This is a genomic window from Stenotrophomonas sp. STEN008, assembly GCF_056760435.1.
In genome coordinates, this window is sequence record NZ_JBRRET010000005.1 from 69,980 (window position 1) to 96,435 (window position 26,456).

A 26,456-nucleotide genomic window follows, 5' to 3' on the forward strand; every position below is an offset into this window, starting at 1 on the left:
GTGGGGACAAATGCGACCGGAATCGACTCCCGCCGCTCGGGGGCGGGGACGCGGGGCCGTCAGCCGTTCAGCGCGGGGCCGGAAAGGCTGGCCGGATCGGCGGCCGTGCCATTGGCGGCTTCCAGCGTGAACAGCGCATGCGGCAGGCGCTTGAACTGGCTGGCCAGCTCCATCAGGAAGTCGTTCATCGCCGAGCTGCGGCGCCAGACCATTGCAATACGGCGGCTGGGCCGGCCCTCACCGATGAAGTCGAGCAGGCGGATGTTGTTCGAGCGCGGGACGGGGGGCTGCACCGACAGGCTTGGCAGCAATGTGATGCCGACATCGGCGGCGACCATCTGCCGCAATGTTTCCAGGCTGGTGGCGCGGAACTCGGATTTCTCGTTGGCGCCGAACAGCCGGCACACTTCCAGCGCCTGGTCGCGCAGGCAATGGCCGTCTTCCAGCAGCAGCAGCTTCTGCGTGGCCAGTTCCTGCACATCCAGATGAGCGCGCTGGGCGAGCGGATGGCGACCGGAAACGGCCAACAGGAACGGCTCCTCGAACAGGAACTCGGCGTGCAGCTGATCGTCGATCACCGGCAGTGCCAGCAGCGCGGCATCGAGCTTGCCTTCGCGCAGGCGCTCCAGCAGCACATCGCTCTTCTCTTCGACCAGCAGCAGTTCCAGTTCCGGGAAACGTTCGCGGATGCGCGGGATCACATGCGGCAGCAGGTACGGGCCCAGGGTCGGGAAGATTCCCAGGCGCACCGTGCCGGCTTCCGGATCGCGGCTGCGCCGTGCCGCTTCCTTCAGCTGCTCCACCTCGGACACGATCACCCGCGCCCGTGCAGCGGCTTCCTGGCCGGCCGGGGTCAGCATCACCTTGCGGGGGGCCCGCTCGACCAGCGGCAGGCCCAGCTCTTCTTCCAGCTTGCGGATCTGGGTGGACAACGTGGGCTGGCTGACGAAGCACGACGCGGCAGCCCGACCGAAATGCTTGTGGTCGGCCAGGGCTACCAGGTACTTCAGATCGCGTAGATTCATCCTCACATCCCAGGGATAACGGACCGGCTGGCGGCGTGGTCACCCCGCAGCTGACAATGCTCCCGGCAACCCGGGAGCAGTGGATCAGGCAGCTTCGGCAACGGCCCCGCTGCTCTTGCTCACCGACGAGCGGATCAGGTGATCGAACGCGCTCAGTGCGGCGGTCGAGCCGGCGCCCATGGCGATGATGATCTGCTTGTAGGGTACCGTCGTGCAATCACCTGCGGCGAACACGCCGGGCACACTGGTCTGGCCACGGTCGTCGATGACGATCTCGCCGCGCGGCGACAGCGCCACGATGTCCTTCAGCCACTCGGTGTTGGGCAGCAGGCCGATCTGCACGAAGATGCCTTCCAGCTCCACGCGGTGGGCGTCGCCACCGATGCGGTCCTTGTAGACCAGCCCGGTGACCCGGCTGCCATCGCCCAGCACTTCAGTGGTCTGGGCGCTGGTCAGCACGGTCACATTGCCGAGGCTGCGAAGCTTCTTCTGCAGCACCTCATCGGCGCGCAGGCTGGAATCGAATTCCAGCAGGGTTACATGCGACACGATGCCGGCCAGATCGATGGCAGCTTCAACGCCGGAGTTGCCACCACCGATCACCGCCACGCGCTTGCCCTTGAACAGCGGGCCATCGCAGTGCGGGCAGTAGGCCACACCCTTGTTGCGGTACTGCTCTTCGCCCGGCACATTCATCTGCCGCCAGCGCGCACCGGTGGACAGGATCACCGAACGTGACTTCAGCACCGCGCCGTTTTCCAGCTGCACCTGTACCAGCCCATCGTCGCCGGCCGGCACCAGCGCGGTGGCGCGCTGCAGATCCATGATGTCCACGTCGTACTCGCGCACATGCTGCTCCAGCGCGGTAGCGAGCTTCGGGCCTTCGGTCTCCTTGACCGAGATGAAGTTCTCGATGGCCATGGTATCCAGTACCTGGCCGCCGAAGCGCTCGGCGGCGATGCCGGTGCGGATGCCCTTGCGCGCGGCGTAGATCGCTGCGGCCGCGCCAGCCGGGCCGCCGCCCACCACCAGCACGTCGAAGGCCTGCTTGGCGGCGATCTTCTCTGCGTCGCGCTTGCTGGCGTTGGTATCCAGCTTGGCCACGATCTGTTCGAGCGTCATCCGGCCCTGGTCGAAGACTTCACCGTTGAGATACACGGTCGGCACCGACATGATCTCGCGCTTCTCCACTTCCTCCTGGAACAGCGCGCCGTCGATGGCCACGTGCTGGATGCGCGGGTTGAGCACCGCGGCCAGGTTCAGCGCCTGCACCACGTCCGGGCAGTTCTGGCAGGACAGGGAGAAATAGGTCTCGAACCGGTACTCGCCTTCCAGGCTCTGCACCTGCTCGATCAGTTCGGCGGTGGCCTTGGACGGATGACCGCCCACCTGCAGCAGCGCCAGCACCAGCGAGGTGAATTCATGACCCATCGGCAGGCCGGCGAAGGTCAGGTGGATGTCCTGGCCGGGCGTGCCCAGGTCGAACGAAGGCACGCGGCCCTGGCCATCACGCAGCACCTGCAGCGAGATGCTGTCGGACAGGCTTTCCAGGGTCTGCAGCAGTTCCAGCATTTCCCGCGACTTGTCGCCGTCGTCGGCATGCGCGGTGATCTGGATGGGGCGGGTCACGCGCTCCAGATAGGTCTTCAGCTGCGACTGCAGGTTGGCGTCCAACATCGGGTCTTCTCCTGGATTCAGGCAAACAGGGGGCGTGGCACCGCTGTAGAAGGTAGCGGACCAGCAGGGGGTAGGGGTGAACCCAAGACAGCGACCGTGGAAGGGGCTGGCTGGCCGCGACGGGCCGGCGATGGCTGTCTTGGGTTCACCCCCACGCCGGCGATGCCGCCGGCATGGAGATGGGCCTGCCGTGGCGTGGGGCCACGGCGTGCCGGTGCTGCGTTAGATCTTGCCGACCAGGTCCAGCGACGGGGTCAGGGTCTTCTCGCCTTCCTTCCACTTCGCCGGGCACACCTGGTTCGGGTTGGCGGCGGTGAACTGGGCGGCCTTCAGCTTGCGCAGGGTCTCGGAGACGTCGCGGGCGATCTCGTTGGAGTGGATCTCCAGGGTCTTGATCACGCCTTCCGGATTGATGATGAAGGTGCCGCGCAGGGCCAGGCCTTCTTCCGGAATGTGCACGCCGAAGGCATTGGTCAGCTGGTGGGTCGGGTCGCCGACCAGCGGGAACTGGGCCTTGCCGACGGCCGGCGAGGTTTCGTGCCACACCTTGTGCGAGAAGTGCGTGTCGGTGGTGACGATGTAGACCTCAGCGCCAGCCTTCTTGAACTCGGCGTAGTGGTCGGCGGCGTCTTCGATCTCGGTCGGGCAGTTGAAGGTGAATGCAGCCGGCATGAAGATCAGGACGGACCACTGGCCCTTCAGGCTGGCATCGGAAACCTTGATGAACTCGCCGTTGTGGTAGGCGTTGGCTTCAAACGGCTGGATCTGGGTATTGATGAGGGACATCATTTTTCCTCTGGGTGAAGGGAGTGGGTGAATCGACAGGAGCTAGGTTACCGGCTCAGTTGCGATAAGAACAATCCATTGATTGCATCTATTTGATAGATGCAGCCTATCAAATTGCCATGAGCCCGCACTGAACCTTGCGTCCCTCATCCTGCAACTGCCTGTGTGACAAGGAAAATCGCCAGGGACGCGTGAAGAGGGCTGATAGCCCCTCCTTATGCCCTCGGGTGAAACCTGAACGGATTCCAGCTTTTGTAGAGCCGAGCCCGCGCCCGGCTGTGGATCTGTAGAGCCGAGCCCATGCTCGGCTGTTCCAGAAGCAGCCGAGCATGGGCTCGGCTCTACAATTGCGGAATGTCTTCCCCAACCCAACCCTCCCTGCGCCAGGTGGTGGCCGACGCCAGCGCCCGCCTGGGCGGCATCGACGCCCGCCACGAAGCCGAGCTGCTGCTGCTGCATGTGCTGGAGCGTCCACGCAGCTGGCTGTTCGCCCATGCGACCGATCCGCTGCCGGCAACGGCGCAGGCTGCCTTCGAGGCGCTGCTGGCGCGTCGCGCCGCCGGTGAGCCGGTGGCCTACCTGACCGGCCGGCGCGGGTTCTGGACGCTTGATCTGCGGGTCGATGCGGCGACCCTCATCCCGCGTCCGGAAACTGAACTGCTGGTGGAGCTGGCGCTGGAACGCCTGCCATCGGACCGCCCGCTGTCCGTGGCCGACCTCGGCACCGGCAGTGGTGCGATCGCCCTGGCCCTGGCCAGCGAGCGGCCGCTGGCACAGGTGCTGGCCACCGATGCCAGCCCCGGTGCACTGGCCATGGCTGCGCGCAATGCCGCCCACCATGAACTGCGCAACGTGCGTTTCGCTGAAGGTGGACAGGACTGGTACGCACCGCTGCAGGGCGCGCGCTTTGCACTGATTGCCAGCAATCCGCCCTACATCGCCAGCGAAGATCCGCATCTGCAGCAGGGCGACCTGAGGTTCGAGCCGGCCAGCGCGCTGGCGTCCGGCATCGACGGACTGGACGATATCCGCCGCATCGTCGCAGGCGCGCCCGAACACCTGCAGCCGGCGGGCTGGCTGTTGATCGAGCACGGCTGGGACCAGGGCGCGGCGATCCGCACGCTGTTCGATGCGGCCGGTTTCGCCGACGTGCAGACCCAGCAGGACCTTGAGCAGCGTGATCGGGTCACCCTCGGCCGGCGACCGGCCTAGAATGGGGGTTCTCCTGCCCCGGCAGGGCATCACCCTGGAGCTGCAAGCATGCGTACGCTGTACCCCGCCATCACCCCCTATGACGTCGGCACCCTGAAGGTCGACGACCGCCACACGCTGTACTTCGAGCAGTGCGGCAATCCGGATGGCAAGCCGGTGGTGATGCTGCACGGCGGTCCGGGCGGCGGTTGCAGCGACAAGATGCGCCAGTTCCATGACCCGGCGAAGTACCGCATCATCCTGTTCGACCAGCGCGGTGCCGGCCGTTCCACGCCGCATGCGGATCTGGTGGACAACACCACCTGGGACCTGGTGGCCGATATCGAGCGGCTGCGCGAGCATCTGAACGTGGACCGCTGGCAGGTGTTCGGAGGCAGCTGGGGGTCAACCCTGGCGCTGGCCTACGCCGAAACCCATCCGCAGCGCGTCACCGAACTGGTTCTGCGCGGCATCTTCATGCTCCGCCGCTGGGAGCTGGAGTGGTTCTACCAGGAAGGCGCCAACCGCCTGTTCCCCGATGCATGGGAGCACTATCTGAAGCCCATTCCGGTGGTTGAACGCCATGACCTGATCTCGGCGTTCCACCGTCGCCTGACCAGTGAAGACGAGGCGACCCGCCTGGAAGCAGCCAAGGCCTGGGCCGTGTGGGAGGGGGCGACCAGCTTCCTGCATGTGGATGACGACTTCATCAACAGCCACGAAGACCCGCATTTCGCGCTGGCCTTTGCCCGTATCGAGAACCACTACTTCGTCAATGGTGGCTTCTTCGAGGTGGAAGACCAGCTGCTGCGCGACGCGCACCGCATCGCCGACATCCCGGGCGTGATCGTGCATGGCCGCTACGACGTGGTGTGCCCGCTCGCCAATGCCTGGGACCTGACCAAGGTGTGGCCGAAGGCGAAGCTGGAAATCACCCCGGCATCGGGCCACTCCGCGTTCGAAGCGGAGAATGTCGACGCGCTGGTGCGCGCCACGGACAGCTTCGCGTAACGCGCCGGTAGCGCCGGGCCACGCCCGGCGGCGTTGCGATCTGTTGCCGCGGTTTGACTCGCCGGGCATGGCCCGGTGCTACCAGTCCCCTGCAAGCAGCGCGTCGGCCAGCACCTGCAGCTTCGGCGAGTGCTGGCGCGAAGGTGGGTAGATCAACGAGAGTTCGCGGCTGCGGCCTTCATACGGTTGCAGCACGCGCAGCAGACGGCCGTCGGCCAAGGCGTCGGCCACGGCGAAGTCCATTACCTGCACGATGCCGATACCGGCGATGGCGGCTTCCACCAATGGGTCGCCGCTGTCGAACACCATCCGCGTCGGTGGCGTGAACTCGCGCAGCTGGCCGTCCTGAAGGAACTGCCAGTCCACCAGGCGGCCACTGCGCAGGTTGCGCACGGCCAGGCAGGCATGCCCCGCCAGTGCGGCCACATCGCCCGGTGCACCGCGCCGGGCGAGGTAGTCCGGGCTGGCGACGGTCACCCAGCGCAGCGGTCGCAGGGGCCGGGCAACGATGCGCTGGTCGGCGATGGTGCCGGTACGCAGCGCGGCGTCGAACCCCTCTTCGACCAGGTCGACCAAGCGATCGCTGAGCACGGCTTCGACCTGCAGTTGTGAATGGCGCTCCAGCAGCGGCGCCAGCAGGGGCACCAGCACCTTGCGGCCGAACATCGACGGCGCACTGATCTTCAGCGTGCCTGACGGCGTGCAGGGGCGATCGGCAAGCTGCCGTTCCGCGTCCTCCAGTCCGCACAGCAGTGGCGCGACCTGTTCTACAAACTGGCGCCCATCCGGGGTCAATGCCACGTTGCGCGTGTTCCGCTGCAGCAGCTTCACGCCCAGGTCCACCTCGAGCCGGCTGATCGCGCGCGACAGCCCGGACTGGCTCAGGCCGAGCTGGCCGGCAGCGACGGTGAAGCTGCGTGCTTCGGCCACCTGCACCAGCATGCGCACCGCGTTGAGGTCCATCGATGATCCACTCATGCAGAAAATCATGACAGATATGGCGGGTGAGGGGTTTATTGATTCCGCTGCATCAATGAGACTGCGCTCCCCCTTCAGTCCAGACCATCGATGCCTCCCCTCAAATACCCGCGCTGGGCACTGACCCTGCTGGCCACCGCCCAGCTGATCATCGCCCTGGATGCCACCATCATTTTTGTCGCGCTGCATGACATGGGCCGCGCGCTGCAGATCAGCGCGCAGCAGCTGCAATGGGTGGTCAGTGCCTACACCGTGGCCTTCGGCGGCAGCCTGCTGCTGGGCGGGCGTGCCGCCGACCTGATCGGCCGCCGTCGCTTCTACCGCCTGGGCATGCTGTTGTTCGCGGTGGCTTCGCTGCTCGGCGCGCTGGCGCCGAATGCGGGCCTGCTGATCATCGCGCGCGCAGCGCAGGGCATCGGTGCCGCGCTGCTGTTCCCGGCAACGCTGGCCCTGATCAACACGCTGTATGAAGAAGGCCCGGCCCGCAACCGCGCGCTGGCGATCTGGAGCATGGCCAGTGCAGTGGGTCTTGCCTTGGGTACGCTGCTCGGTGGCGTACTCACCCAGGCCTTCGGCTGGCCGGCGGTGCTGGCGGTGATCGTGCCGCTGGCCACCGCGTGCGCGCTTGCCGCCGGTGCGTGGCTGCCGCCCGATGCTTCGCGCCCGCAGGGCCGTTCGTTCGATCTGGCCGGCTGCATCACCGTGACCCTGGGTGGCAGCCTGCTGGTGACCACGCTGGTACAGGGCCCCGAATGGGGGTGGGCGGCGCCCGCCACGCTGGGCTGCCTGGTGCTGTCGATACTGATCCTGTTCGCGTTCGTGCAGATCGAGCTGCGCAGCCGCGATCCACTGATGCAGTTCGCGCTGCTGCGCCTGCCGGGCCTTCGTGCCGCGCTCGGCCTGACCTTCGTTTTCATGAGCAGCTACGGTGTGCAGTACTACTTCATGGCGCTGTACTTCCAGGACGGCTACGGCTGGAGTCCGCTGCAGGCCGGCCTGGCATTCCTGCCGGCCACGGCGGTGTGCACCGTGGGCATCCAGCTTGCCGAGTGGACGCTGCAGCGCTGGAGCGCGCGCAGAGTGCTTGTGATCGGCAACCTGGCCGGTGCCGTCGGCATCGCCTGGGTGGCGGCGGCACTGCCGCATGCCTCGAATTTCTGGCCATTGCTGCCGGGCGTGGTGGTGTTGAGCATCGGCCAGGGCATGACCTGGACCGCGATGTGGATCGTGGCGGGTCAGGGCGTGCCGGCGGCGCAGCAGGGCGTGGCGTCGGGCATGGCGGCCACCGCACAGCAGATCGGCGGTGCGCTGGGCCTGGCGGTACTGGTGATGGTGGCCAACGCCGACGTGGCAGCTGCCGGCTCTCCGGATGCGCTGGCCGGGCTGGTGCGTGCGGAGTACGGCGCCGCAGTGTTTGCACTGCTCGGCGTGGTCATCGCGCTGGCCCTGCGCCCGGCGCCGGTCGCCCCGGCGGTCCCCGCCTGCCTGGCCAACGACGCATGATCGACCTGCAGGATGACCCGGTAGCGCCGGGCCATCCCCGGCGAGGCGCAACGCGACGGTGAATCCCCCAGTGCCGCCGGGCATGGCCCGGCGCTACCGGGCCCGGATGGCGTTACACCGATGCCAGCAGCCGTGGCTGCAACGCGCTGAAGATCCGCGCCAGCCGCTCGGCCCACGCCTGCTGCCCGGCCGCGTCGGCGATCAGGTCCTGACGGATCTCCAGTTCCACGTGCACCAGGCCGCGCCCTTCGCCGTGCACCGGTACCGCGTAGTCGCTGGTACTGCTTACCGAATACGGTTCGTTGTCACCGACCACCAGATCGCCTTCGTCGCGCAGTGCCTGCAGCAGGGCGTGGGCAAAGCGCGTGTCCTGGTGGTAGAGCACGCCGGCATGCCATGGCCGCAGCGTGCCGTTCATGGAGGGAGTGAAGCTGTGCATCATCACCAGCAGGGTCGGGCGGCCGGCTTCGCGGCGCGCATCCAGTTCCGCTTCGATGCGGGCGTGATAGGGCGCGTGGATCGCGTCGATGCGCTGCTGCCGTTGTGCGGCCGACAGGCCGGCGTTGCCCGGTACCAAGGTGTGATCGCTTGCTTCCGGAATCAGGGTCGGCGATGCCAGCGGACGGTTGCAGTCGATCAGCAGGCGCGAATAGGTCTGCTCGATGGCCCAGGCATCCAGCCGTTCGGCCAATGCACGCGTGGTGCCGGCGATGCCGATGTCCCAGCCGATATGGCGGTCAAGTTCGCGCTGCGGCAGGCCGAGGCCGGCCAGTGCGCGCGGTACCTGCTGCCCGGCGTGATCGGCCAGCAGCAGGTACGGCGAAGCGCCCTGCGGCCGGTGGATGGTGTAGATCGCCGGGTCGGCAGCGCCCAGCAATGCCGGCAAGGTGTGCAGGTCGGCGTCAGCCACGCGGACGCCCGTCCAGGTGATGTTCGATCATCCACAGCCCGGCCCAGAGCTTGGCATCGAGCTCGTAGCCTTCGCCCATCTTCTGCACCAGCCACGCGGCAGCCTGCTTGAGCGGGACCTCGTGCACCGTGATGTCCTCGCTGTCATCGCCGCCGCCTTCGCCGATCCGGCGCAGGCCGGTGGCGCGCACGAAGGCGATCTTCTCGCTGCTGGCGCCTGAGGAGGTCGGGCCGATCATCAGCACTTCGGCGTGCTCGGCGGTCCAGCCGGTCTCTTCTTCCAATTCGCGTACCGCCGAGACTTCGATCGACTCGCCGGCATGGATGTCACCGACCAGCCCGGCCGGCATCTCGATGGTCGATGCCTGCAGGGGCACGCGGAACTGCTCGACGAACAGCACCTTGTCCTCGGGGGTGACGGCGATGATGATCGCCGCCAGGCCACCGGCGTGGGTGCGTTCGCTGTATTCCCAGGTGCCGCGTACCAGCATGCGCTGGTACTTGCCTTCATAGACGACACGCGGGGCTTCGGTATTGCGCTGGCTCATGCGGGCTCGCCGGAATTGGAAAAGGAGGGAGTGGGAAGCGGGTCGGCCATGCCGGCGGCGTTGAACAGCCGGCGGCGGGTCATCGGGCCGAAGCGCAGGGTCTGGCACAGGCCGCCGAGCAGCTCCGGGTCGGCCGTCTGCCGCAGCAGGCCGGGCTGGCAGCCTTCCAGCGGCGCGTCCAGCGCGATGGTGGTCAGCTGTCGCCAGAGCAGGGCATGCTCGCGCTGCTCGCGCAGGCGCACTGCCATCTGCGCTGCGCCGCGCAGGCGCAGGAAGGGCACTTCGTCCAGGCGCTCGTACAGCACATCCAGGCTGCCGAAGTGGGCCAGCAGGACCGCCGCGGACTTGCTGCCGACGCCGCTGATGCCGGGGATGTTGTCCACTGCATCGCCGCACAGTGCCAGGTAGTCGGCGATCTGGTGCGCATGCACGCCATGCCGCGCTTTCACCCCGGCCACGCTCCAGCGCTGGTTGCGCGCATAGTCCCACTGCTCGTCGTGGTCCAGCAGCAGCTGCGACAGGTCCTTGTCGGCGGAAATGATGACACCGCGGTGGCTGCCGCGGTGCACATGCAGGGCGCTGCCGATCAGGTCGTCGGCCTCGTAGTCGTGATGGGCAAGCACGGCCAGACCGAGCGCCGCGCACAGTGCCTTGCAATGCACGAACTGGCGCTTCAGCGCCTCCGGAGCCGGATCGCGGTTGGCCTTGTACGCCGGATACAGGCGATGGCGGAAGCCGCTGTCCAGCGCCTCGTCAAAGGCGATGGCGATGTGCTGCGGACGCTCGCGTTCGAGCAGGTCCAGCAGGAAGCGCGCGAAGCCGTGCACGGCATTGGTCGGCCAGCCCTGCGCATCCTGGAACTGGTCGGGCAGCGAGTGCCAGGCACGGAACACGTAGATGCTGGCGTCGACCAGGTACAGCGCCGGCGCCGGTGCCGGCAAGGTCATGCCGGTGGCGTCCAGTCGCGCAGCAGGGCGGCTGGATCCGGACGCTCGCGCTCGGGCACGTCGGCGCGGGCGGTGCCGATATGGATGAAACCGGCGATGCGCTCGCCGTCGGCCAGCCCCAGATGGGCGTGTACGGCCGGGTCGAACGCCATCCACGCCGTCAGCCACTGGGCGCCGAAGCCCAGCGCCTGTGCGGCCTGCAGCAGGGCAAAGCAGACGCATCCAGCGGTCATCAGCTGCTCCTGCTCGGGCACCTTCGGGTCGGGGCGGGGGCTGGCCACCACCACGATCACCAGCGGCGCATGGCTGAAACGCTGGCGATCCTTCTCGAACACGGCCTCGCCGGCAGTGGGATCGCGCTGGCGGCTGCGCTCGGCCAGGAACGCGCCCAGAGTGTGACGCGCATCGCCGGCAATCTTCAGGAACCGGAACGGCACCCGCTTGCCGTGGTCGGGCACCCGCACCGCCGAGGTGAGCATACGCAGCAGGGTCTGCGGGTCCGGCCCGGGCTCGCCCAGCTGCCGCGAGGGCACCGAGCGGCGGGCATCGAGGGCAAGCAGGGCGGCGGGGTCGGGCATGGCGTCTGAACCGGTCATCACGGGCATTTGATTATAGTCGCGGTGGTCGATGACGCCGTGGCTGCGGCGTCTGTCCCCTCACTATCAAACTGTGATGAACATCATGCCACTGGCGGCAATCGGACGCCGGCTTCCTCTCGCCTCGCGGGCCTTGCACGGCTTACGATATCCCTCTTGCCGGGCCGTGGGTCACGAGGTTTGAAGTGAGGACTGTTTCACTGTCCGTGAGGGGCGGGCCGGCCTACCATCGACGTATCGGTACATGGGGTGTGCCGGTCGTCGCGATGTCCATGTTGTCTGTCGCACCAGAGAAGGTGGGGAGCCTTCCCGAATGATGAGCGCGCCCACACCGTTGGGAACGTCGGGTCGTGACCCGGCCCAGTTCCAGCTTGCCCGTGACGCCGTCCTGCCCGCGCTGTGCCAGGCCTTCGGGGCGGCACTGGCGCGCTTCGACGACGCCCTGTTCGACCGTGCCGGCAATGCCGGCGCCTCGCAGCTGCTGTTCCTTGATGCGATGCGCGAGCTGCGCCGGCGGCGCGAGGAGATAGCGGCGGCCTTTGCCGGCCATCTGCAACGCGCCTGGGCGGCTCTGGTTGCCGGAGAGCCACTGTCGGCGGATGCGACCCTGTCCGGCCCGGCCGAGGATGGCCTGAGCCTGCTGGCCGAGCACGTGCTCGAATCGCGGCTGGCGGTGCGCAACTTCGCCACGGTGCTGCTGCGTGATTTCAAGCCGGTTCTGGCGCGGCTGGACCGCCGCCTGGGCTGGCTGGCCGGCGATGTGCCGCTGGATGCCGACCTGAACCCGATCAGCCCGGAACATCTGGGCGTGGCCATCCACGAGGCCTTCGCCGGCTGCGAACTGGCGCCGGAAGTCCACCTGGTGCTGATCAAGCTGTGCGAGCGCGACCTGCGCGCGCCGGTCGGCCGCATCTACGACAAGCTGGACGAGCAGCTCGCGGCGGCCGGCGTGATGTCGCAGATGGGCGCGGTGCGCCGCACCCCGGCGGCCCCGGGCCCGCGTCCACCGCAGGGGCTGGACGATCTGGTCGAACAGCGCCCGGTGCCGGGGTTCGACAGCGATTTCAGCGATGACGAGCAGGCCGCACCGGCGTGGGCGCAGCGCTTCGCCGCGCGCTGGTCCGAGCGCCGAGGCCACCTTCAGCAGGCCGGTGGGGACGGTCCCGGCGCCGCCGGCAGCGAGGCCTATGGCCAGCAGGGGATGTTGCTGGAAGCGCTGCAGGAACTGCTGCAGCAGACGCGCCACGTGCGTGAGGACGCAACATCGGCCGCGCAGGTGGCCGTGGGCCAGCAGCGCCCGTTGAGCCAGCGCGAGATGATGTCGGTGCTGTCGCTGCTGCAGGCGACCCCCAGCGCCACGCTGCGTGCGGCGATCGGTGAGGATGGTGAGTCGCTCGCGCAGCGCCTGAAGAGCGAGGTGTTGTCCAGCGCTACCCGGCTGGGCGTCGACCCGGGCCAGACCCGCCTGGATCCGCAGGACGAGGACGCGATCGACCTGGTCGGCATGCTGTTCGACGTCATGCTGGATGAACGCGAACTGGAGGGCCGCTCGCGCGAACTGATCGGCCGCCTGGTGGTGCCCTTCGTCAAGGTCGCCATGCTCGACCGCCGCATGTTCGTGCAGAAGACCCATCCGGCGCGCAAGCTGCTCAATTCGTTGGCCGAGGCCTGCGAAGGCAACACCGGCGAGAGCCAGGCCGAGCGCATGCTGATGGCCAAGGTGGAGGAGATCATCGAGCGCCTGGTCGCCGAGTTCAACGAGAACCTGGCCATCTTCCTCACCCTGGAAGAGGAGTTCCGCGACTTCCTGGTGCAGCACCGTCGCCGCGTCGAGATTGCCGAGCGGCGCGCAGCCGAAACGCAGCGCGGCCAGGAAAAGCTGGAAATGGCCCGCACGCGCGCGGCCACCGAGCTGGATCGCCGCATAGGCGATGCCACCCTGCCACCGGCCATCGCCGAGTTCCTGCGCCAGCCGTGGCAGCACCACCTGACCCTGGCGCTGCTGCGCGAGGGCGAAGACGGTGCATCGGTCGCCGAAGCCCTGGCCCTGGGCGATGGCCTGCTGGAGGAAGTGGCCGAAGCGCGCCGGCAGATCATCGGCAAGCCCTGGCTGCAAGCCTGGCAGCCGGTGCTGGCCAAGGTGTTCGCCAGTGTCGGCGTACACGGTGATGCGGCAACCTCGGCCATCGATGCACTGCATGACACCCTGCAGGGCATCGCCGAGTCACGGCCGGAGCTGGAACGTGCGCTGCCGGAGCTGCCGCAGGTTGTCCTGCCCATGCCGCCGGTTGCGGACTCGCCGACGGTCGAACTGGGCAGCCAGGTGGATACCGACGATTTCGACAATGCCGATGCCGATCGCTTCCGCCGGATGGAGATCGGCAGTTGGCTGGACTTCGTCGACAAGGACGGCAAGGTGCAGGCCGGCAAGCTGTCCTGGGTGAGCCCGATTTCTTCCCGGCTGCTGTTCGTCAACCGGCGTGGCGTGCGCTTCTGCGTGGCTTCGCCGGAGGAACTGGCGGTGATGGTGCGGCTGGGCCGCCTGCGTGCGCATGTCGACGATGGCGCCTTCGACAGCGCCATGCAGGGCGTGATCGACCGCCTCGACCCGGGCAACGCCACCCTGCACTGAGCGGGAGCCGCCTGCTAGGATCGGGAAAACTCACCGATCAGCGGGGACCTGCATGGCCGTGGCGTTGCTGGGGATCAAGGAGACCGCGCCGGGCGAACGGCGCGTGGCGTTGACGCCGGAGACCGCGCGCAAGCTCGCCGCACTGGGCGTCACCGTCTGGTACGAAACCGGTGCGGGCGAGGCCGCCGGTTTTCCCGATGCCGCCTATCAGGACGCGGGCGCACGTGCATTCGATGACGGTCGCTGGGGCGAGATCGACATCCTTCTGTGCGTGCAGGCGCCGCCGGCGCAGGTGCTGGCCCGGCTCAAGCCGGGCGCAGCCGTGGTCGGCCTGCTGACGCCGGCCAGCGATCCGACACTGGCGGCGCTGGCCAGCGAGGACCGCCTGCTGCTGTTCCCGCTGCAGCTGTTGCCGCGCACCACCCGTGCGCAGGCGATGGATGTGCTCAGTTCGCAGGCCGGCATGGCGGGCTACAAGGCTGCGCTCATCGCAGCCGAGCGTGCACCGCGCTTCTTCCCGATGCTGACCACCGCGGCCGGTACCGTGCGTCCGGCCAAGGTGCTGGTGATCGGCGCCGGCGTTGCAGGATTGCAGGCGATCGCTACTGCGCGCCGCCTCGGCGCCCAGGTGGAAGGATTCGATGTGCGGCCGGAAACGCGCGAGCAGATCCAGTCGCTGGGCGCACGCTTCCTCGACCTGGGCGTCAGCGCGGCCGGCGAGGGCGGCTACGCGCGGGCGCTGACCGAGGAAGAACGGGCCGAGCAGCAGCGGCGGCTGGCCGACCATCTGCGCAGCGTCGATGTAGTGATCTGTACCGCAGCCGTGCCGGGCCGTCCGGCACCGACCATCGTCACTGCGGCGATGGTGGAAGGCATGGCGGCGGGCAGTGTGATCGTCGATCTGGCGGCCGAGAGCGGCGGCAACTGCGCGCTGACCCAGCCGGGGCAGTGCATCGAACACCAGGGCGTGACCATCGATGGACCACTGGGCCTGGCCAGCCGGGGTGCGACCCAGGCCAGCGAGATGTATGCGCGCAACCTGCTCAACTTCGTTGCCCTGTTCGTACGCGAAGGTCAGCTGAGCTTCGACTGGGAAGACGAACTGCTGGCAAAGACGCGCTGGCAGGCGTGAATGACATGGGGTCAGATCCCTTTGCCTCTGGCAAAGGGATCTGACCCTGCATCCCGAAGGCCTACCGCGGCTTTGCCGGTGGCGGGTTGTCCCGCACCCAGTCGCGACGCTCCTCCGGCGTCATCCGGGACCAGCGATCGCGCAGGGCGTCGCGCTGGGCAGGGGGCAGCTGGCGCATCTGCCCGAACAGTGCGCGTGCCTGTTCACGCTGTTCCGGGCTCATGTGCTCGAACCGGCGCAGGCCACGGCGGGCCTTGTCGCGCTCTTCCGGGCTCATGGACTGCCAGCGCTGGCCATGGGCCAGCATGCGCTGGCGCTGACCGGCATCGGCGCCGTTCCAGCGATCGCGCAGCGGGGCCAGCACCGCCTCGCGCTGGGCGGGGCTGAGCTGATCCCAGGCAGGCAGTGGAGCACCGGGAGCGGGCGGCGCGGGCGCATGGGTCTGCGCCAGCACCGGTGCTGCAGGCAGCAGCGCCAGGGCGATCAGCAGGGGCAGGGAGAGATGTCGCAGCATGATTCACTCCATCGCCAGGTCGGTGTCGCCCAGCCACAGGTACAGATCGGGATTCTCGTCGTACAGCGCGCTGTTGTCTTCCACTGCGGCAACGGTCGGTACCGGCGCTGGCCGCGTCGGCACGTCCGGACCGGTGAACTGCACACCGATGCCCAGCGCCACCACCAGCGAGCAGGCGCTGGCCAGCCACCAACGCCAGCGCCCACGATGGGCTGCATGGGCGCCCTGGCGGGCCTGGCGCAAGCGCGACAGCGTTGCCGGCGACAGCGCCTGCAGAGAATGCGCATGCAGGCGCCGCAAGGCGTCATCGGAGGGCAGGGAGCGGTTCACGGGGGGGTCTCCAGATAATCCTGCAGCGCCTGCCGGGCGCGTGCGAGATGGGTCTTTACTGCGCCTTCGCTGCAGCCCATGGCGCGGGCGGTGGTGGCGCCGTCCAGATCCTGCAGCACGCGCAGGGTGAACGCTTCGCGCTGGCGGGCGGGCAGCGTACGCAGCGCCTGCACCAGCTGCTGGTACTGCTGGTGCTGCTCGTGCGCCTGCGCCGGGGTAGGGCCGGGGTCGGCCCAGTCGATGTCGGCACCGTCGGCATCCTGGTTGTCGCGCCAGAACGGGAGGCGGAAGCGGCGTCGGCGCTGCAGGTCGATCACCCGCCGGCGCAGGATGCTCCAGAACAGGGGCGCCCATTCGCTGGCGGGCTTGTCGGCATAGTCCAGCATGCGCAGCAGGGCATCCTGCACGGCGTCCAGGGCATCCTCGCGCTGGCGCAGGCCGGCCTCGGCGAAGCGGAACGCGCGCGGGCCGATGCTCGCCAGGAACGCTTCCAGCGACGCCGGCAGGGCATCGGTGTCGGCGGTCGGGGGGACGGGGCTGCTCACCAGCACAGGGTACGGTTCCTTGCTCGGGGTCACCATCGACAACGCGTGAGCGCGGCCCCGGTTGACGAGGATGCGCGCCGGGTTCAGCCCATGGTTATGATGGGCCGACGAAGACAGAGCGGGAGCGTTGCTGATGAGTGACGGGTTCGTGGCGCTGTACATCTTCATGCTGGCCGCCATCGCCGGCCACGTGATCATTTCGCGGGTGCCGGTGATCCTGCACACCCCGCTGATGTCGGGTTCCAATTTCATCCACGGCATCGTGCTGATCGGCGCGATGGTGGTGCTCGGCCACGCACAGACGCCGCTGGAAAAGGCCTTGGGCTTCATCGCCGTGGTGCTCGGTGCCGGTAACGCCGCCGGCGGCTACGTGGTCACCGCGCGCATGCTGGAGATGTTCAGGCCGAGCGCGCCGCGGGCAGGCAAGGACGAACCGAAGGAGCCGCAGGCTTGAACATCAGCACCGTCGAACTGCTCGATTGGCTGGTCAAGGCCAGCTACCTGGTGGCCGCCACGCTCTTCCTGCTCGGCCTGCAGCGGATGGCCTCGCCGCTGACCGCGCGCAGCGGCATCCGCTGGGCCGGGCTGGGCATGCTGCTGGCCACCGCGGCCACCTTCTTCCTGCCCGAGCTGCACAACGTGCCGCTTATCCTGGTCGCGCTGCTGCTGGGTGCCGGCCTGGCCTGGTGGTCGGCCGGCAAGGTCGCGGTCACCGACATGCCGCAGATGGTGGCGCTGTACAACGGCATGGGCGGTGGTTCGGCGGCGGCGATCGGTGCGGTTGAACTGCTGCGCTACACCTTCCTGGCCCATCGCGATACCACCCATTGGAGCGAACAGGCGCTGGCCGACCTTGCCGCACGCCAGCCTTCCACCACCGTGCTGCTGCTGGCGGTGGTCGGCGCCGCGATCGGCGCGGTGTCGCTGTCCGGCTCCGTGATCGCCTGGGCCAAACTGGATGGTCGCCTCGACAAGCGGGTCATCTGGCCAGGGCAGCAGGCGTTGAACCTGCTGGTGGCGCTGGCGGTGGTGGTGCTGGCCATCGTCGCGGCCAGCACGCTCAGCACCTGGGCGATCATCGCCTTCTTCGTGCTGGCACTGGCGCTGGGCGTGCTGATGACGCTGCCGATCGGTGGCGCCGACATGCCGGTGGTGATCTCGCTGTACAACGCATTCACCGGTCTGGCGGTGTCCTTCGAGGGCTACGTGCTGGGCAACGAGGCCTTGATCATCGCCGGCATGATGGTCGGCGCGGCGGGCATCCTGCTGACCCGCCTGATGGCCAAGGCGATGAACCGGCCGATCCGCAACGTGCTGTTCTCCAATTTCGGTGGCGGTGCAGGCGGAGAGGCACAGGCGATCACCGGCGCGCAGAAGCCGATCGAGGCGGCCGATGTGGCGGCAATGATGGCCTTCGCCGAGCGCGTGGTGATCGTGCCCGGTTACGGCATGGCCGTGGCCCAGGCCCAGCACAAGATCTGGGAACTGGCACAGCGGTTGGGGCAGCGCGGGGTCAAGGTGAAGTTCGCCATCCATCCGGTCGCCGGGCGCATGCCCGGGCACATGAACGTGCTGCTGGCCGAGGCCGGTGTGCCGTACGACCTGATCGCCGACATGGACGACATCAATCCCGAGTTCACCAGCACCGATGTGGTGCTGGTGATCGGCGCCAACGACGTGGTCAATCCGGTCGCACGTACCGATCCGGCCAGTCCGATCTACGGCATGCCGGTGCTGGACGTGATCAACGCACGCAACGTGGTGGTGATCAAGCGCGGTCGCGGGACCGGCTTTGCCGGGATCGAGAATGCGCTGTTCTACGCCGACAACACGCGCATGCTGTACGGGGACGGCGCTGAGGCGGCGGCGTCGCTGGTCAGCGAGCTGAAGGCGCTCGACGGCGGTCATTGAGCCGTACCGGCAGCGCGGGGCATGGCCGGGCGCCTGCTGCGAGGGCCGCTGCGCTCGCCGGGCATGGCCCGGCGCTACCCGAATCAGGTGCGATCAGCGCGCCAGCCAGGCGCCGACGGCCACGCCGATCGCCAGCCACAGCCATTCCATCGCGCCATTGGCCAGGTTGATCAGCGTCCAGGCCAGATGCGGGCCCATGCGCAGCGAGGCGTCCCAGGGGTTGAGCCCCATCGAGCCGCCCATCCAGGCGCTGGCGATCGCCCAGTTCGCCACCGCCGCCACCAGCAGCGTGCCGGCCACCACCAGGGCCACGCGAAGACGGCCGGGACCGAGTGTGCCCAGACGCAGCATGAACACCAGTTCCAGAGCGGTCAGCACTGCCATCCAGCCGACCTGGCGGCCGGTCATCAGGGCCAGCAGCATCCAGGCGAGGGGAGCAACAACCAGGCCCAGCAGCAGCATGAAGGGCCAGAGCCAGGTCACGGTCCTGGCACGCGCGGCATTGGAGGACATCGAAGCTTCCTGAAAGTCACCCACAGGATACTGTGGTTTGCCGCGGTGCACCGGCGGGCGCAGGACGGCTGGGCTAGAATGCCGTCTTGCGTGGCCATGGCCACGGCCCCATATCGGTCCCCATGTATTCCCGTAGCAGCGAACCTGTCCACTTCGAACGCGATTGCGAGGCCGTGATGGTCCCGCAGGGCGACACCGTGACCCTGCCCGCCGGCAGCTATGGGTACATCACCCAGGCGCTGGGCGGCAGCTATTCGGTATTCGTCGAAGGCAACCTGTTCCGCATCGCCGGCAAGGATGGCGACGCCATCGGCAAGGAAGCACCCGCTCCGCTGGAACTGCCGGCCGACGCCACCGACGAACAGGTGGAGCAACTGGTATGGCAGCAGCTTCGCACCTGCTTCGATCCGGAAATTCCGGTGAACATCGTCGAACTGGGCCTCGTCTACGAGGTCGAGATCAAGCATCTGGACGAGGGCCAGCGCGAGATCGACGTGAAGATGACCCTGACCGCGCCCGCATGCGGCATGGGTGACATCCTGGTCGACGACGTGCGCAGCAAGCTGGAAATGATCCCGACCGTGGCCGAGGCCGACGTCGAGCTGGTGTTCGATCCGCCATGGAACCAGCACATGATGTCCGAGGCGGCCCGTCTCGAGACCGGCATGCTTTGACCCAGGGCCCGCAGTGACGCGGGCCCGGCACTACCCGCAACCAGAACAGGAATCCTCCGGTGTCCCAGTCCATCCCCAGCTTCGCCGTCACCCGTTCGGACCACCCGCGCAGCGCTGAAGAGCGCGCCACGATCCTGGAGAAGCCGGGTTTCGGCCTGCACTTCACCGACCACATGGTGGAAGTGCGGTGGGACAAGGACACCGGCTGGCACAACGCCAACGTGCGTGCCTATGGCCCGTTGCAGCTGGACCCGGCAGCGGCCGTGCTGCATTACGGCCAGGAGATCTTCGAAGGCATCAAGGCCTACCGTCATGCCGACGGCTCGATCTGGACCTTCCGTCCGGACGCCAACGGCCGTCGCCTGCAGCGCTCGGCACAGCGCCTGGCGCTGCCGGAACTGCCGGTGGAGATCTTCGTCGAGTCGCTGAAACAGCTGATCGCCGTGGACAGCGCCTGGGTGCCGTCGGCGGATGAGTCCAGCCTGTACTTCCGCCCGTTCATGATTGGCGACGAGGCCTTCCTCGGCGTGCGTGGCGCGCACAAGGCCGGCTATTACGTCATCGCCAGCCCGGCCGGTCCGTACTTCGCCAAGGGCGTGGCACCGGTGTCGATCTGGCTGTCCACCGAATATGCGCGTGCGGCCAAGGGCGGCACCGGCGCGGCCAAGTGCGGTGGCAATTACGCCGCCTCGCTGCTGCCGCAGCAGAAGGCCCAGGCGCAGGGCTGCTCGCAGGTGCTGTTCCTCGACCCGGTCGAGGGCAAGTACCTGGAGGAACTGGGCGGCATGAACGTCTTCCTGGTCTACAAGGACGGCACCCTGGTCACGCCGCAGCTGTCGGGCAGCATCCTGGAAGGCATCACCCGCGAGAGCATCCTGCAGCTGGCCCGCGACCGCGGCATGAAGGTCGAGGAGCGCAAGGTCAGCATCGACGAGTGGAAGGATGGCGTTGCATCCGGTGCGATCAGCGAGGTGTTCGCCTGCGGCACCGCTGCGGTGGTGACCCCGATCGGCCAGCTCAAGGGCGAAGGCTTCTCGGTGGGCGACCTCAACGCGCCGGCCGGCGAAGTGACCATGTCGCTGCGCAAGGAACTGACCGACATCCAGTACGGCCGCCTCCCGGACCGTCACAACTGGCTGGTCAGGCTGGGCTGATCCTCCCGCCAGGCTGTAGCGCCGGGCCCATGCCCGGCGGCGCTGTTCCCCGAAGGCCCGTCCCCGCGACGGGCCTTCGTCGTTTACAGGGAAGGCCGGCCGCCGATGTCGGCAAAGTCATCGGTGGACAGGACATCTGCCCAGTCAGGTTCGTGCGCGTGGCGCGAAAGTTCCTTCATCTTCACAAACCCTCGACCCGGAAAGTCTCAGATCGAACATTTCATGTTCCTGAAAAGACACTGAAAATATTGTGGTGTCCGGTTTGGGCCATTAGCGTCATCGGCACGGCGGATCGTAAGGGGGATCCGCTGGCTCGCCGGACTCCGGACCTCGCCAACGCAAGCCAGCCCATGGTTCGGGCCGGTGTTTCTGCCGATTCCGGCATTCACACCACTAGAAAGGGAAATACGATGTCCCAGGTAACGCAACCGCGTGTGCGTCGAGTGTGGGTGGTCCTTGGTGCTTCCGTTCTTTCATCGCTGCTGCTGGCCACGCCTGCGCTGGCCGGTGATGTCCAGCTCAGCGGGCTGCAGTCCGCGCCGACGCACCAGCGTTTCATCGTCAAGTATCGCGACGGCAGTGCGCCGGTGGCCAACACCACCGCCCTGGCATCGTCGCTGAAGACAGCGGCTGCGGGCCTTGCCAGCAGCCAGGGCCGCGCGCTGGGCCTGCAGCAGGTCCGCAAGCTGGCCGTCGGCCCAACCCTGGTCAGGACCGATCGTCCGCTGGACCAGGCCGAATCCGAACTGCTGATGCGCAAGCTCGCCGCCGACCCCAACGTCGAATACGTGGAAGTCGACCAGATCATGCGCGCGACGCTGACGCCGAACGACACCCGCTTCAGCGAACAGTGGGGGTTCGGTACGTCCAACGCCTCGATCAACGTGCGCCCGGCCTGGGACAAGGCCACCGGCACCGGCGTGGTCGTCGCGGTGATCGACACCGGCATCACCAACCACCCCGATCTGAACGCCAACATCCTGCCCGGCTATGACTTCATCAGCGACGCGGCAATGGCACGCGACGGCGGTGGCCGCGACAGCAATCCCAACGACGAGGGTGACTGGTACGCCGCCAACGAATGTGGCGCAGGCTACCCGGCCTCCAACTCCAGCTGGCACGGCACCCACGTTGCCGGCACCGTGGCAGCGGTGACCAACAACAGCACCGGCGTGGCGGGTACTGCCTTCAATGCCAAGGTCGTGCCGGTGCGCGTGCTCGGCAAGTGCGGTGGCTACACCTCCGACATCGCCGACGCCATCGTGTGGGCCTCCGGCGGCAGTGTCAGCGGCGTGCCGGCCAATGCCAATCCGGCCGAGGTCATCAACCTCTCGCTGGGTGGTGGCGGCAGCTGCTCGACCACCTACCAGAACGCGATCAACGGCGCCGTCGGCCGTGGCACCACGGTGGTGGTGGCCGCAGGCAACAGCAACACCAACGTGTCTTCATCGGTACCGGCCAACTGCCCGAACGTGATCGCGGTGGCGGCCACCACGTCGGCGGGCGCACGTGCCAGCTTCTCCAACTACGGCACGGGCATCGACATCTCCGCGCCGGGCCAGGGCATCCTGTCCACTCTCAACACCGGCACCACCACGCCGGGCAGCGCCAGCTATGCCTCGTACAACGGCACCTCGATGGCAGCACCGCACGTGGCCGGCGTGGTCGCGCTGATGCAGTCGGTCGCACCGAGCCCGCTGAGCCCGGCCCAGGTGGAAAGCATCATCAAGAGCACCGCTCGGCCGCTGCCGGGTGCCTGTTCGGGTGGCTGTGGCGCCGGCATCATCGACGCCGATGCTGCAGTGGCGGCAGCGATCAATGGCGGTGGCAACCCGAACCCGGGCGGCACCGTGCTGCAGAACAACGTACCGGTGAGCGGACTGGGTGCCGCATCGGGCGCTTCGCTGAACTACACCGTCAATGTCCCGTCCGGCAGCAGCCAGCTGCGGGTGACGATCAGCGGCGGCAGCGGTGATGCCGACCTGTACCTGCGGCAGGGCAGCGCGCCGACCGATACCGCCTACACGTGCCGTCCGTACCTGAGCGGCAACAGCGAAACCTGCACGGTCAACAGCCCCGCTGCCGGTACCTGGTACGTACGGGTGAAGGCCTACAGCACCTTCTCGGGCGTGACCCTCAACGCCCAGTACTGAGCCCAAGACCCTCTCCTGGGGCACGCCCTGGCTTCGGCCGGGGCGTTTTTGCATGGGGCCGCGCGGTGGTGCGTGCCGCCGCGTCGTGGTGGGTGCCGACCTTGGTCGGCACTCCGTTCCTCAAACCGATTCGAAGCGGTTTGCGGCAACGTTCTTGCGCACGTGCTGCGGGTCGAAAATCCGCCCGTTCATCGCGATGTAGACGCCGGCCGGCAGCGACTGTACCGCGCCGATCGCGCAGCCGATGTTGAACTCCGCGTCCGAACCGCGGAAACGTGCCGGACTGAGCGCGCCGGTCATCACGATGGTCTTGTCCGCGATCGTCGCCAGCACCTTGCCGGTCTGCACCATCGAATCGGTGCCATGGGTCACCAGCACATGCCGGGTCGGCTGCGCCGCGATGGTGGCCCGGATCAGCTCGCGGTCCTCATCGTTGATGTGCAGCGAGTCCTTGCGCAGGATCGGAATCACGTTGAAGCGGAACGTCACCCCCAGCTCGCGCAGGATCATGCCGATCTGCGGATCGCCGATCTGGTAGTCCGACTTGTCGTCGAAGTAGATCTTGTCGATCGTGCCACCGGTGGTGACGACCAGGAGCTCTTCCATCATGTGCATGCGCGAAACCAGGACAGGTGCAGCGGCGCGGGGCCGGGAACGCAGATGATACGGCCCGGGAGGCGCAGCGTCAGCGTCGCCTGCCGAAGCGCGCACGCAGGCCCGGCAGGCTGGCGGCGAAGATCACGGTCAGTGCCAGGGCAATCTCGAGCAAGGCCAGCCAGCGCGTTTCCGGGTGGCTCCAGGCGCTCATCACGCCATGGCTGAACCAGCCCAGCGCCAGCACGGAGGCCCAGAACCCTGCCTTGCGCCAGCCCAGGCGCAGGGCGATGGCCAGTGCAAGCGGTGGGGCGGTGAACACCAGCTGGGTGGCCAGCCAGTGCTTGTCGTTGATGAACCAGCCTGCAAACAGCGCGGCCAGACCCATCAGGGCCAGCAGCAGAACCGTACGCGGCGCGGCGTTCATCGGGCCAGCCGCTGCGCGATATCGGCGACGCGACGGCCCAGCGCCCGCGCCAGCACCGCCTCATCATCGGTCGGCTGCGGGTCGTCGGCCGCTCCCGCCACATGGCTGGCGCCGTAGGGCGTGCCGCCGCTGGTGGTGTGGCTCAAACCCGGTTCGGTGAACGGAATGCCGACGATCAGGCAGCCGTGATGCAGCAACGGCACCTGCATGGTCAGCAGGGTCGATTCCTGCCCGCCGTGCATTGATGCGGTCGAGGTGAACACGCCGGCGGGCTTGCCCGCAAGCGTGCCATTGACCCATTCAGCACCGAGTCCATCGAGGAAGTGCTTGACCGGCGCGGCCATGTTGCCGAACCGCGTCGGACTGCCCAGCAGCAGCCCCTGGCAGTCGGCCAGATCCTGCACGCTCACGTAGGGGGCGCCATCGTCGGGCACCGGCGGCTGTGCGGTCTGGGTCACGGCCGCCACCGGCGGCACCGTGCGCAGCCGCGCCACCATTCCCGGCACCTCGCCGATTCCCCGCGCGATCTGGCGCGCCAGCCGTGCCACCGAGCCACCGCGGCTGTAGTAAAGCACCAGGATCTCGCCCATCGTGCCCAGGTCTCCTCATCGTGTGGACGCCAGTATGGCTATCCTGCGTGCATTCCGCATCGGGTACCCTTGCGCCGATGGAACCTCTGGATACGCTCAACCTATGGATGGAACGCGCGCGCGATCGTGCGCGTGCCGCCAGCTTCGGCCGCTTCCTGTGGCACCGCTTTCTCGATGACCGCCTGTTCCAGGCGGCCGCCGCACTGGCCTACACCACGGTATTCGCCCTGGTTCCGCTGGCGATCGTGGTGTTCGGCGTGCTTTCGGCCTTCCCGGTCTTCGACCGCTGGAGCGACCAGCTCAGCGACTATGTCTTCTCCAACTTCGTGCCCAATGCCGCACGCGCCGCCGAAGGCTACCTGCGGCAGTTCTCGGCCAGCGCTGGCCAGCTCACCGCGGCCGGCTTCATCGCCCTGGTCGTCTCGCTGCTGATCACCCTCAACAGCGTGGAAGAGACGTTCAACAAGATCTGGCGGGTCGGATCGACCCGGCCCAAGCTGACCCGCTTCCTGGTCTACTGGACCGTGCTGACCCTGGGCGCGATGCTTGCCGCCGCCTCGCTGGCAGTGTCGGCACGGGTACTGGCAATGCCGCTGTTCGGGACCCAGGAGGGGCGCTGGCTGGCCGACCTGTCGCTGCGGCTGGCACCGGTGCTGATCGAATTCGTCTGCATCAGCCTGATGTTCCGGGTCGTGCCGCACCATACGGTGAAATGGCGGCACGCCGTCCCCGGCGCGATCCTGGCGGCGGTGATCCTGGAGCTGGTGAAGTGGGGCATCGGTGCCTACCTGGGCAGTTTCCAGTCCTACCAGAAGCTCTATGGCACGGTCGCGTTCGTGCCGATCCTGCTGCTGTGGATCTATCTGTGCTGGGTGGCGGTGCTGCTTGGCGCATCGCTGGCATCGTCGATGGCGGCGTTCCGCTACCAGCCGGTCGAGCTGCGCCTGCCGCAGGGCTATGAATTCTATGGGCTGCTGCGCCTGCTCGGCCGCTTCCACCAAGCACGTGCCCGGGGCAGGGGGCTGGCTGATGACGAGATCCTGCGGCTGGAGCCGATGCTGACCGACTCGCTGCTGCAGGACCTGGCCTGCAAACTGGAGGCCATCGGCCTGCTGCGCCGCGACGAGCGGGGTGAATGGCTGCTCGCGCGCGACCTGGACCAGGTCAGCCTGGCCGATCTGTACGAATGCACCCAACTGCGCATCCCGGTGGCGGAGCAGCATCTGCCCTACCGCGAAGACAGCCTGGGCCAGGCCGCGCTGGCGGCGCTGGATGAACTGCGCCTGCCTCTGCGTGAGCGCCTCAAGCGTCGCGTCAGCGATATCTATCCCGATTCCGGAGACACCCCATGACCCGCACGACTCCGCTGCTGCTGGCAGTTCCATTGGCCGTGGCGCTTGCCCTGGCGGCCTGCAAGCCTGCGCAGGACGCGACCCCGGCCAGCAGCCAGCCACCGGCCCAGGCTCCCGCACCGGCGGCACCGCCTGCGGCCGAGGACACGCCGGCCGAGCGTGTCACGGCCGAGTTCCCCACGTTGAAGATGAAGGCCGTCGATGGCAGCGAGTACGACCTGGCGGCCCATCGGGGCAAGTGGGTGGTGGTGAATTTCTGGGCCACGTGGTGCGCACCATGCCGCAAGGAGATGCCGGAGTTGTCCGCGCTGCACGCCATGCGCAGCAACATCGAAGTGGTCGGCCTGGCCTATGAGGACATCGAGGTGCCGGAGATGCAGTCGTTCCTGACCAAGCATCCGGTGACCTATCCGATCGTGATCGTCGATCCGTTCGATCCGCCGGCGGACTTCGCTACGCCGCGGGGGCTGCCGCTGACGCATCTGATCGATCCGCAAGGGCGGTTGGCGCACAGCTTCCTAGGCCCGGTTACGGCGGCCGACATCGAGAAGCAGATCGCGGCTGCGAAGTAGTGGGTGTGCCGGCAGGGCCTGCGGCCCTGCACCCGCTACGCGCAACAGCAACAGCAGACATACCGTGGGGTGGCGGGGCGGTGTCGGAGTGCGGGGACGCCGCAAGTACGTCCCTGTAGGCTTGGCAGCCGCATCCATGCGGCTGACACCCCGCACTCCGACACCGCCCCACCTCTGACAAATATCTGCAAT

General features: G+C 67.7%; 27 protein-coding genes. 12 read left to right on the plus strand and 15 right to left on the minus strand.

The window, feature by feature from the left end; translation table 11 throughout:
- Positions 1-59: 59 nt before the first annotated feature.
- From ACVOME_RS04095 to ahpC, 3 genes are all read right to left on the minus strand, one after another.
- A complete protein-coding gene (locus ACVOME_RS04095; RefSeq protein ID WP_065175982.1) occupies positions 60-1,025 on the minus strand; it encodes a LysR substrate-binding domain-containing protein in 966 nt (321 codons plus the stop codon).
- Between the two features lie 84 nt (positions 1,026-1,109).
- The gene (gene ahpF, locus ACVOME_RS04100) at positions 1,110-2,702 is read right to left on the minus strand and encodes an alkyl hydroperoxide reductase subunit F (RefSeq protein ID WP_481504770.1); all 1,593 of its coding nucleotides are present in this window, start codon (positions 2,700-2,702) and stop codon (positions 1,110-1,112) included.
- 222 nt (positions 2,703-2,924) lie between these two features.
- A complete protein-coding gene (gene ahpC, locus ACVOME_RS04105) occupies positions 2,925-3,488 on the minus strand; it encodes an alkyl hydroperoxide reductase subunit C (RefSeq protein WP_005408159.1) in 564 nt (187 codons plus the stop codon).
- A 354-nt stretch (positions 3,489-3,842) separates the two neighbouring features.
- Between ahpC and prmC the strand changes: the two genes are divergently transcribed.
- Complete coding sequence (gene prmC / locus ACVOME_RS04110) at positions 3,843-4,700, plus strand: peptide chain release factor N(5)-glutamine methyltransferase (protein ID WP_065182850.1); 858 nt, start codon at positions 3,843-3,845, stop codon at positions 4,698-4,700.
- A 48-nt stretch (positions 4,701-4,748) separates the two neighbouring features.
- Positions 4,749-5,690 carry a prolyl aminopeptidase gene (gene pip, locus ACVOME_RS04115; protein WP_065175985.1) on the plus strand — a complete coding sequence of 314 codons (942 nt, stop codon included), beginning with the start codon at positions 4,749-4,751 and terminating at the stop codon, positions 5,688-5,690.
- Positions 5,691-5,768: 78 nt separating this feature from the next.
- Here the strand turns inward: pip and ACVOME_RS04120 are convergent, their stop codons facing one another.
- Positions 5,769-6,653, minus strand: a complete 885-nt coding sequence (locus ACVOME_RS04120; protein ID WP_065182851.1) for a LysR family transcriptional regulator — start codon at positions 6,651-6,653, stop codon at positions 5,769-5,771.
- Positions 6,654-6,758: 105 nt separating this feature from the next.
- On the opposite strand from ACVOME_RS04120, the gene ACVOME_RS04125 reads away from it, so the two are divergent.
- Positions 6,759-8,171 (plus strand): MFS transporter, encoded by a 1,413-nt coding sequence (locus ACVOME_RS04125; RefSeq protein ID WP_481504771.1) that lies wholly within the window; start codon positions 6,759-6,761, stop codon positions 8,169-8,171.
- A gap of 112 nt (positions 8,172-8,283) precedes the next feature.
- Here the strand turns inward: ACVOME_RS04125 and ACVOME_RS04130 are convergent, their stop codons facing one another.
- The 4 genes from ACVOME_RS04130 to ACVOME_RS04145 are packed head-to-tail and all read right to left on the minus strand — an operon-like array spanning position 8,284 to position 11,153.
- Positions 8,284-9,081: an N-formylglutamate amidohydrolase gene (locus ACVOME_RS04130; RefSeq protein WP_459040699.1), complete on the minus strand. Its 798-nt coding sequence runs from the start codon at positions 9,079-9,081 to the stop codon at positions 8,284-8,286.
- Complete coding sequence (locus ACVOME_RS04135; protein WP_053519128.1) at positions 9,074-9,628, minus strand: NUDIX hydrolase; 555 nt, start codon at positions 9,626-9,628, stop codon at positions 9,074-9,076. Before ACVOME_RS04135 ends, ACVOME_RS04130 begins: the two co-directional genes overlap by 8 nt.
- On the minus strand, positions 9,625-10,575 hold the full coding sequence (locus tag ACVOME_RS04140) for a 5'-3' exonuclease (protein ID WP_065175990.1): 951 nt from the start codon (positions 10,573-10,575) through the stop codon (positions 9,625-9,627). The genes ACVOME_RS04135 and ACVOME_RS04140 overlap by 4 nt, the downstream gene beginning before the upstream one ends.
- Positions 10,572-11,153, minus strand: a complete 582-nt coding sequence (locus ACVOME_RS04145) for a nitroreductase family protein (protein ID WP_053519162.1) — start codon at positions 11,151-11,153, stop codon at positions 10,572-10,574. Before ACVOME_RS04145 ends, ACVOME_RS04140 begins: the two co-directional genes overlap by 4 nt.
- Positions 11,154-11,484: 331 nt before the next feature.
- Between ACVOME_RS04145 and ACVOME_RS04150 the strand changes: the two genes are divergently transcribed.
- Complete coding sequence (locus tag ACVOME_RS04150; protein WP_128988694.1) at positions 11,485-13,803, plus strand: DUF1631 domain-containing protein; 2,319 nt, start codon at positions 11,485-11,487, stop codon at positions 13,801-13,803.
- 52 nt (positions 13,804-13,855) lie between these two features.
- Complete coding sequence (locus ACVOME_RS04155; protein ID WP_111186078.1) at positions 13,856-14,935, plus strand: NAD(P) transhydrogenase subunit alpha; 1,080 nt, start codon at positions 13,856-13,858, stop codon at positions 14,933-14,935.
- A gap of 61 nt (positions 14,936-14,996) precedes the next feature.
- Here the strand turns inward: ACVOME_RS04155 and ACVOME_RS04160 are convergent, their stop codons facing one another.
- Genes ACVOME_RS04160 through ACVOME_RS04170 form a run of 3 tightly spaced genes read right to left on the minus strand, consistent with a single transcriptional unit; the run spans position 14,997 to position 16,360 of the window.
- A complete protein-coding gene (locus ACVOME_RS04160; protein ID WP_053519136.1) occupies positions 14,997-15,449 on the minus strand; it encodes a DUF3106 domain-containing protein in 453 nt (150 codons plus the stop codon).
- Positions 15,450-15,452: 3 nt separating this feature from the next.
- The gene (locus ACVOME_RS04165) at positions 15,453-15,779 is read right to left on the minus strand and encodes a hypothetical protein (RefSeq protein WP_053519138.1); all 327 of its coding nucleotides are present in this window, start codon (positions 15,777-15,779) and stop codon (positions 15,453-15,455) included.
- Positions 15,776-16,360 (minus strand): RNA polymerase sigma factor, encoded by a 585-nt coding sequence (locus ACVOME_RS04170; RefSeq protein WP_080375320.1) that lies wholly within the window; start codon positions 16,358-16,360, stop codon positions 15,776-15,778. Before ACVOME_RS04170 ends, ACVOME_RS04165 begins: the two co-directional genes overlap by 4 nt.
- Positions 16,361-16,457: 97 nt before the next feature.
- Here ACVOME_RS04170 and ACVOME_RS04175 point away from each other — a divergent pair, with 97 nt between their 5' ends.
- On the plus strand, positions 16,458-16,778 hold the full coding sequence (locus tag ACVOME_RS04175) for an NAD(P) transhydrogenase subunit alpha part 2 (RefSeq protein ID WP_053519142.1): 321 nt from the start codon (positions 16,458-16,460) through the stop codon (positions 16,776-16,778).
- A complete protein-coding gene (locus ACVOME_RS04180) occupies positions 16,775-18,235 on the plus strand; it encodes an NAD(P)(+) transhydrogenase (Re/Si-specific) subunit beta (protein ID WP_481504772.1) in 1,461 nt (486 codons plus the stop codon). Before ACVOME_RS04175 ends, ACVOME_RS04180 begins: the two co-directional genes overlap by 4 nt.
- Before the next feature lie 93 nt (positions 18,236-18,328).
- Here the strand turns inward: ACVOME_RS04180 and ACVOME_RS04185 are convergent, their stop codons facing one another.
- Positions 18,329-18,748, minus strand: coding sequence for a hypothetical protein (locus tag ACVOME_RS04185; RefSeq protein WP_053519146.1), 420 nt, complete (start codon positions 18,746-18,748; stop codon positions 18,329-18,331).
- Positions 18,749-18,870: 122 nt separating this feature from the next.
- On the opposite strand from ACVOME_RS04185, the gene sufT reads away from it, so the two are divergent.
- The 3 genes from sufT (at position 18,871) to ACVOME_RS04200 (ending at position 22,729) form a co-directional block, all read left to right on the plus strand.
- Positions 18,871-19,422: a putative Fe-S cluster assembly protein SufT gene (gene sufT / locus ACVOME_RS04190; protein WP_004144911.1), complete on the plus strand. Its 552-nt coding sequence runs from the start codon at positions 18,871-18,873 to the stop codon at positions 19,420-19,422.
- A gap of 59 nt (positions 19,423-19,481) precedes the next feature.
- Complete coding sequence (locus ACVOME_RS04195) at positions 19,482-20,576, plus strand: branched-chain amino acid aminotransferase (RefSeq protein ID WP_053519148.1); 1,095 nt, start codon at positions 19,482-19,484, stop codon at positions 20,574-20,576.
- Between the two features lie 410 nt (positions 20,577-20,986).
- On the plus strand, positions 20,987-22,729 hold the full coding sequence (locus ACVOME_RS04200; protein WP_053519150.1) for a S8 family peptidase: 1,743 nt from the start codon (positions 20,987-20,989) through the stop codon (positions 22,727-22,729).
- A 120-nt stretch (positions 22,730-22,849) separates the two neighbouring features.
- Here the strand turns inward: ACVOME_RS04200 and ACVOME_RS04205 are convergent, their stop codons facing one another.
- The 3 genes from ACVOME_RS04205 to wrbA form a co-directional block, all read right to left on the minus strand.
- Positions 22,850-23,335 carry an asparaginase domain-containing protein gene (locus ACVOME_RS04205; RefSeq protein ID WP_053519164.1) on the minus strand — a complete coding sequence of 162 codons (486 nt, stop codon included), beginning with the start codon at positions 23,333-23,335 and terminating at the stop codon, positions 22,850-22,852.
- A 79-nt stretch (positions 23,336-23,414) separates the two neighbouring features.
- The gene (locus ACVOME_RS04210; RefSeq protein ID WP_065175995.1) at positions 23,415-23,750 is read right to left on the minus strand and encodes a DUF2069 domain-containing protein; all 336 of its coding nucleotides are present in this window, start codon (positions 23,748-23,750) and stop codon (positions 23,415-23,417) included.
- On the minus strand, positions 23,747-24,340 hold the full coding sequence (gene wrbA / locus ACVOME_RS04215; protein WP_053519154.1) for an NAD(P)H:quinone oxidoreductase: 594 nt from the start codon (positions 24,338-24,340) through the stop codon (positions 23,747-23,749). Before wrbA ends, ACVOME_RS04210 begins: the two co-directional genes overlap by 4 nt.
- A gap of 77 nt (positions 24,341-24,417) precedes the next feature.
- Between wrbA and ACVOME_RS04220 the strand changes: the two genes are divergently transcribed.
- A complete protein-coding gene (locus ACVOME_RS04220; protein WP_053519156.1) occupies positions 24,418-25,692 on the plus strand; it encodes a YihY family inner membrane protein in 1,275 nt (424 codons plus the stop codon).
- Positions 25,689-26,264, plus strand: a complete 576-nt coding sequence (locus tag ACVOME_RS04225) for a TlpA family protein disulfide reductase (RefSeq protein WP_065182859.1) — start codon at positions 25,689-25,691, stop codon at positions 26,262-26,264. The genes ACVOME_RS04220 and ACVOME_RS04225 overlap by 4 nt, the downstream gene beginning before the upstream one ends.
- Positions 26,265-26,456 lie beyond the last annotated feature (192 nt).

What these genes read in the sequence shown, in the direction of transcription:
- wrbA (WP_053519154.1), bottom strand. Translation starts at nt 24,340, where the DNA reads ATGGGCGAGATCCTGGTGCTTTACTACAGCCGCGGTGGCTCGGTGGCA.
- ACVOME_RS04225 (WP_065182859.1), top strand. Translation starts at nt 25,689, where the DNA reads ATGACCCGCACGACTCCGCTGCTGCTGGCAGTTCCATTGGCCGTGGCG.
- ACVOME_RS04200 (WP_053519150.1), top strand. Translation starts at nt 20,987, where the DNA reads ATGTCCCAGGTAACGCAACCGCGTGTGCGTCGAGTGTGGGTGGTCCTT.
- ahpC (WP_005408159.1), bottom strand. Translation starts at nt 3,488, where the DNA reads ATGTCCCTCATCAATACCCAGATCCAGCCGTTTGAAGCCAACGCCTAC.
- pip (WP_065175985.1), top strand. Translation starts at nt 4,749, where the DNA reads ATGCGTACGCTGTACCCCGCCATCACCCCCTATGACGTCGGCACCCTG.
- prmC (WP_065182850.1), top strand. Translation starts at nt 3,843, where the DNA reads ATGTCTTCCCCAACCCAACCCTCCCTGCGCCAGGTGGTGGCCGACGCC.
- ACVOME_RS04175 (WP_053519142.1), top strand. Translation starts at nt 16,458, where the DNA reads ATGAGTGACGGGTTCGTGGCGCTGTACATCTTCATGCTGGCCGCCATC.
- ACVOME_RS04155 (WP_111186078.1), top strand. Translation starts at nt 13,856, where the DNA reads ATGGCCGTGGCGTTGCTGGGGATCAAGGAGACCGCGCCGGGCGAACGG.
- ACVOME_RS04145 (WP_053519162.1), bottom strand. Translation starts at nt 11,153, where the DNA reads ATGCCCGACCCCGCCGCCCTGCTTGCCCTCGATGCCCGCCGCTCGGTG.
- ACVOME_RS04140 (WP_065175990.1), bottom strand. Translation starts at nt 10,575, where the DNA reads ATGACCTTGCCGGCACCGGCGCCGGCGCTGTACCTGGTCGACGCCAGC.
- ACVOME_RS04220 (WP_053519156.1), top strand. Translation starts at nt 24,418, where the DNA reads ATGGAACCTCTGGATACGCTCAACCTATGGATGGAACGCGCGCGCGAT.
- ACVOME_RS04125 (WP_481504771.1), top strand. Translation starts at nt 6,759, where the DNA reads ATGCCTCCCCTCAAATACCCGCGCTGGGCACTGACCCTGCTGGCCACC.
- sufT (WP_004144911.1), top strand. Translation starts at nt 18,871, where the DNA reads ATGTATTCCCGTAGCAGCGAACCTGTCCACTTCGAACGCGATTGCGAG.
- ACVOME_RS04135 (WP_053519128.1), bottom strand. Translation starts at nt 9,628, where the DNA reads ATGAGCCAGCGCAATACCGAAGCCCCGCGTGTCGTCTATGAAGGCAAG.
- ACVOME_RS04205 (WP_053519164.1), bottom strand. Translation starts at nt 23,335, where the DNA reads ATGGAAGAGCTCCTGGTCGTCACCACCGGTGGCACGATCGACAAGATC.
- ACVOME_RS04160 (WP_053519136.1), bottom strand. Translation starts at nt 15,449, where the DNA reads ATGCTGCGACATCTCTCCCTGCCCCTGCTGATCGCCCTGGCGCTGCTG.
- ahpF (WP_481504770.1), bottom strand. Translation starts at nt 2,702, where the DNA reads ATGTTGGACGCCAACCTGCAGTCGCAGCTGAAGACCTATCTGGAGCGC.
- ACVOME_RS04170 (WP_080375320.1), bottom strand. Translation starts at nt 16,360, where the DNA reads ATGGTGACCCCGAGCAAGGAACCGTACCCTGTGCTGGTGAGCAGCCCC.
- ACVOME_RS04185 (WP_053519146.1), bottom strand. Translation starts at nt 18,748, where the DNA reads ATGTCCTCCAATGCCGCGCGTGCCAGGACCGTGACCTGGCTCTGGCCC.
- ACVOME_RS04210 (WP_065175995.1), bottom strand. Translation starts at nt 23,750, where the DNA reads ATGAACGCCGCGCCGCGTACGGTTCTGCTGCTGGCCCTGATGGGTCTG.
- ACVOME_RS04095 (WP_065175982.1), bottom strand. Translation starts at nt 1,025, where the DNA reads ATGAATCTACGCGATCTGAAGTACCTGGTAGCCCTGGCCGACCACAAG.
- ACVOME_RS04120 (WP_065182851.1), bottom strand. Translation starts at nt 6,653, where the DNA reads ATGGACCTCAACGCGGTGCGCATGCTGGTGCAGGTGGCCGAAGCACGC.
- ACVOME_RS04150 (WP_128988694.1), top strand. Translation starts at nt 11,485, where the DNA reads ATGATGAGCGCGCCCACACCGTTGGGAACGTCGGGTCGTGACCCGGCC.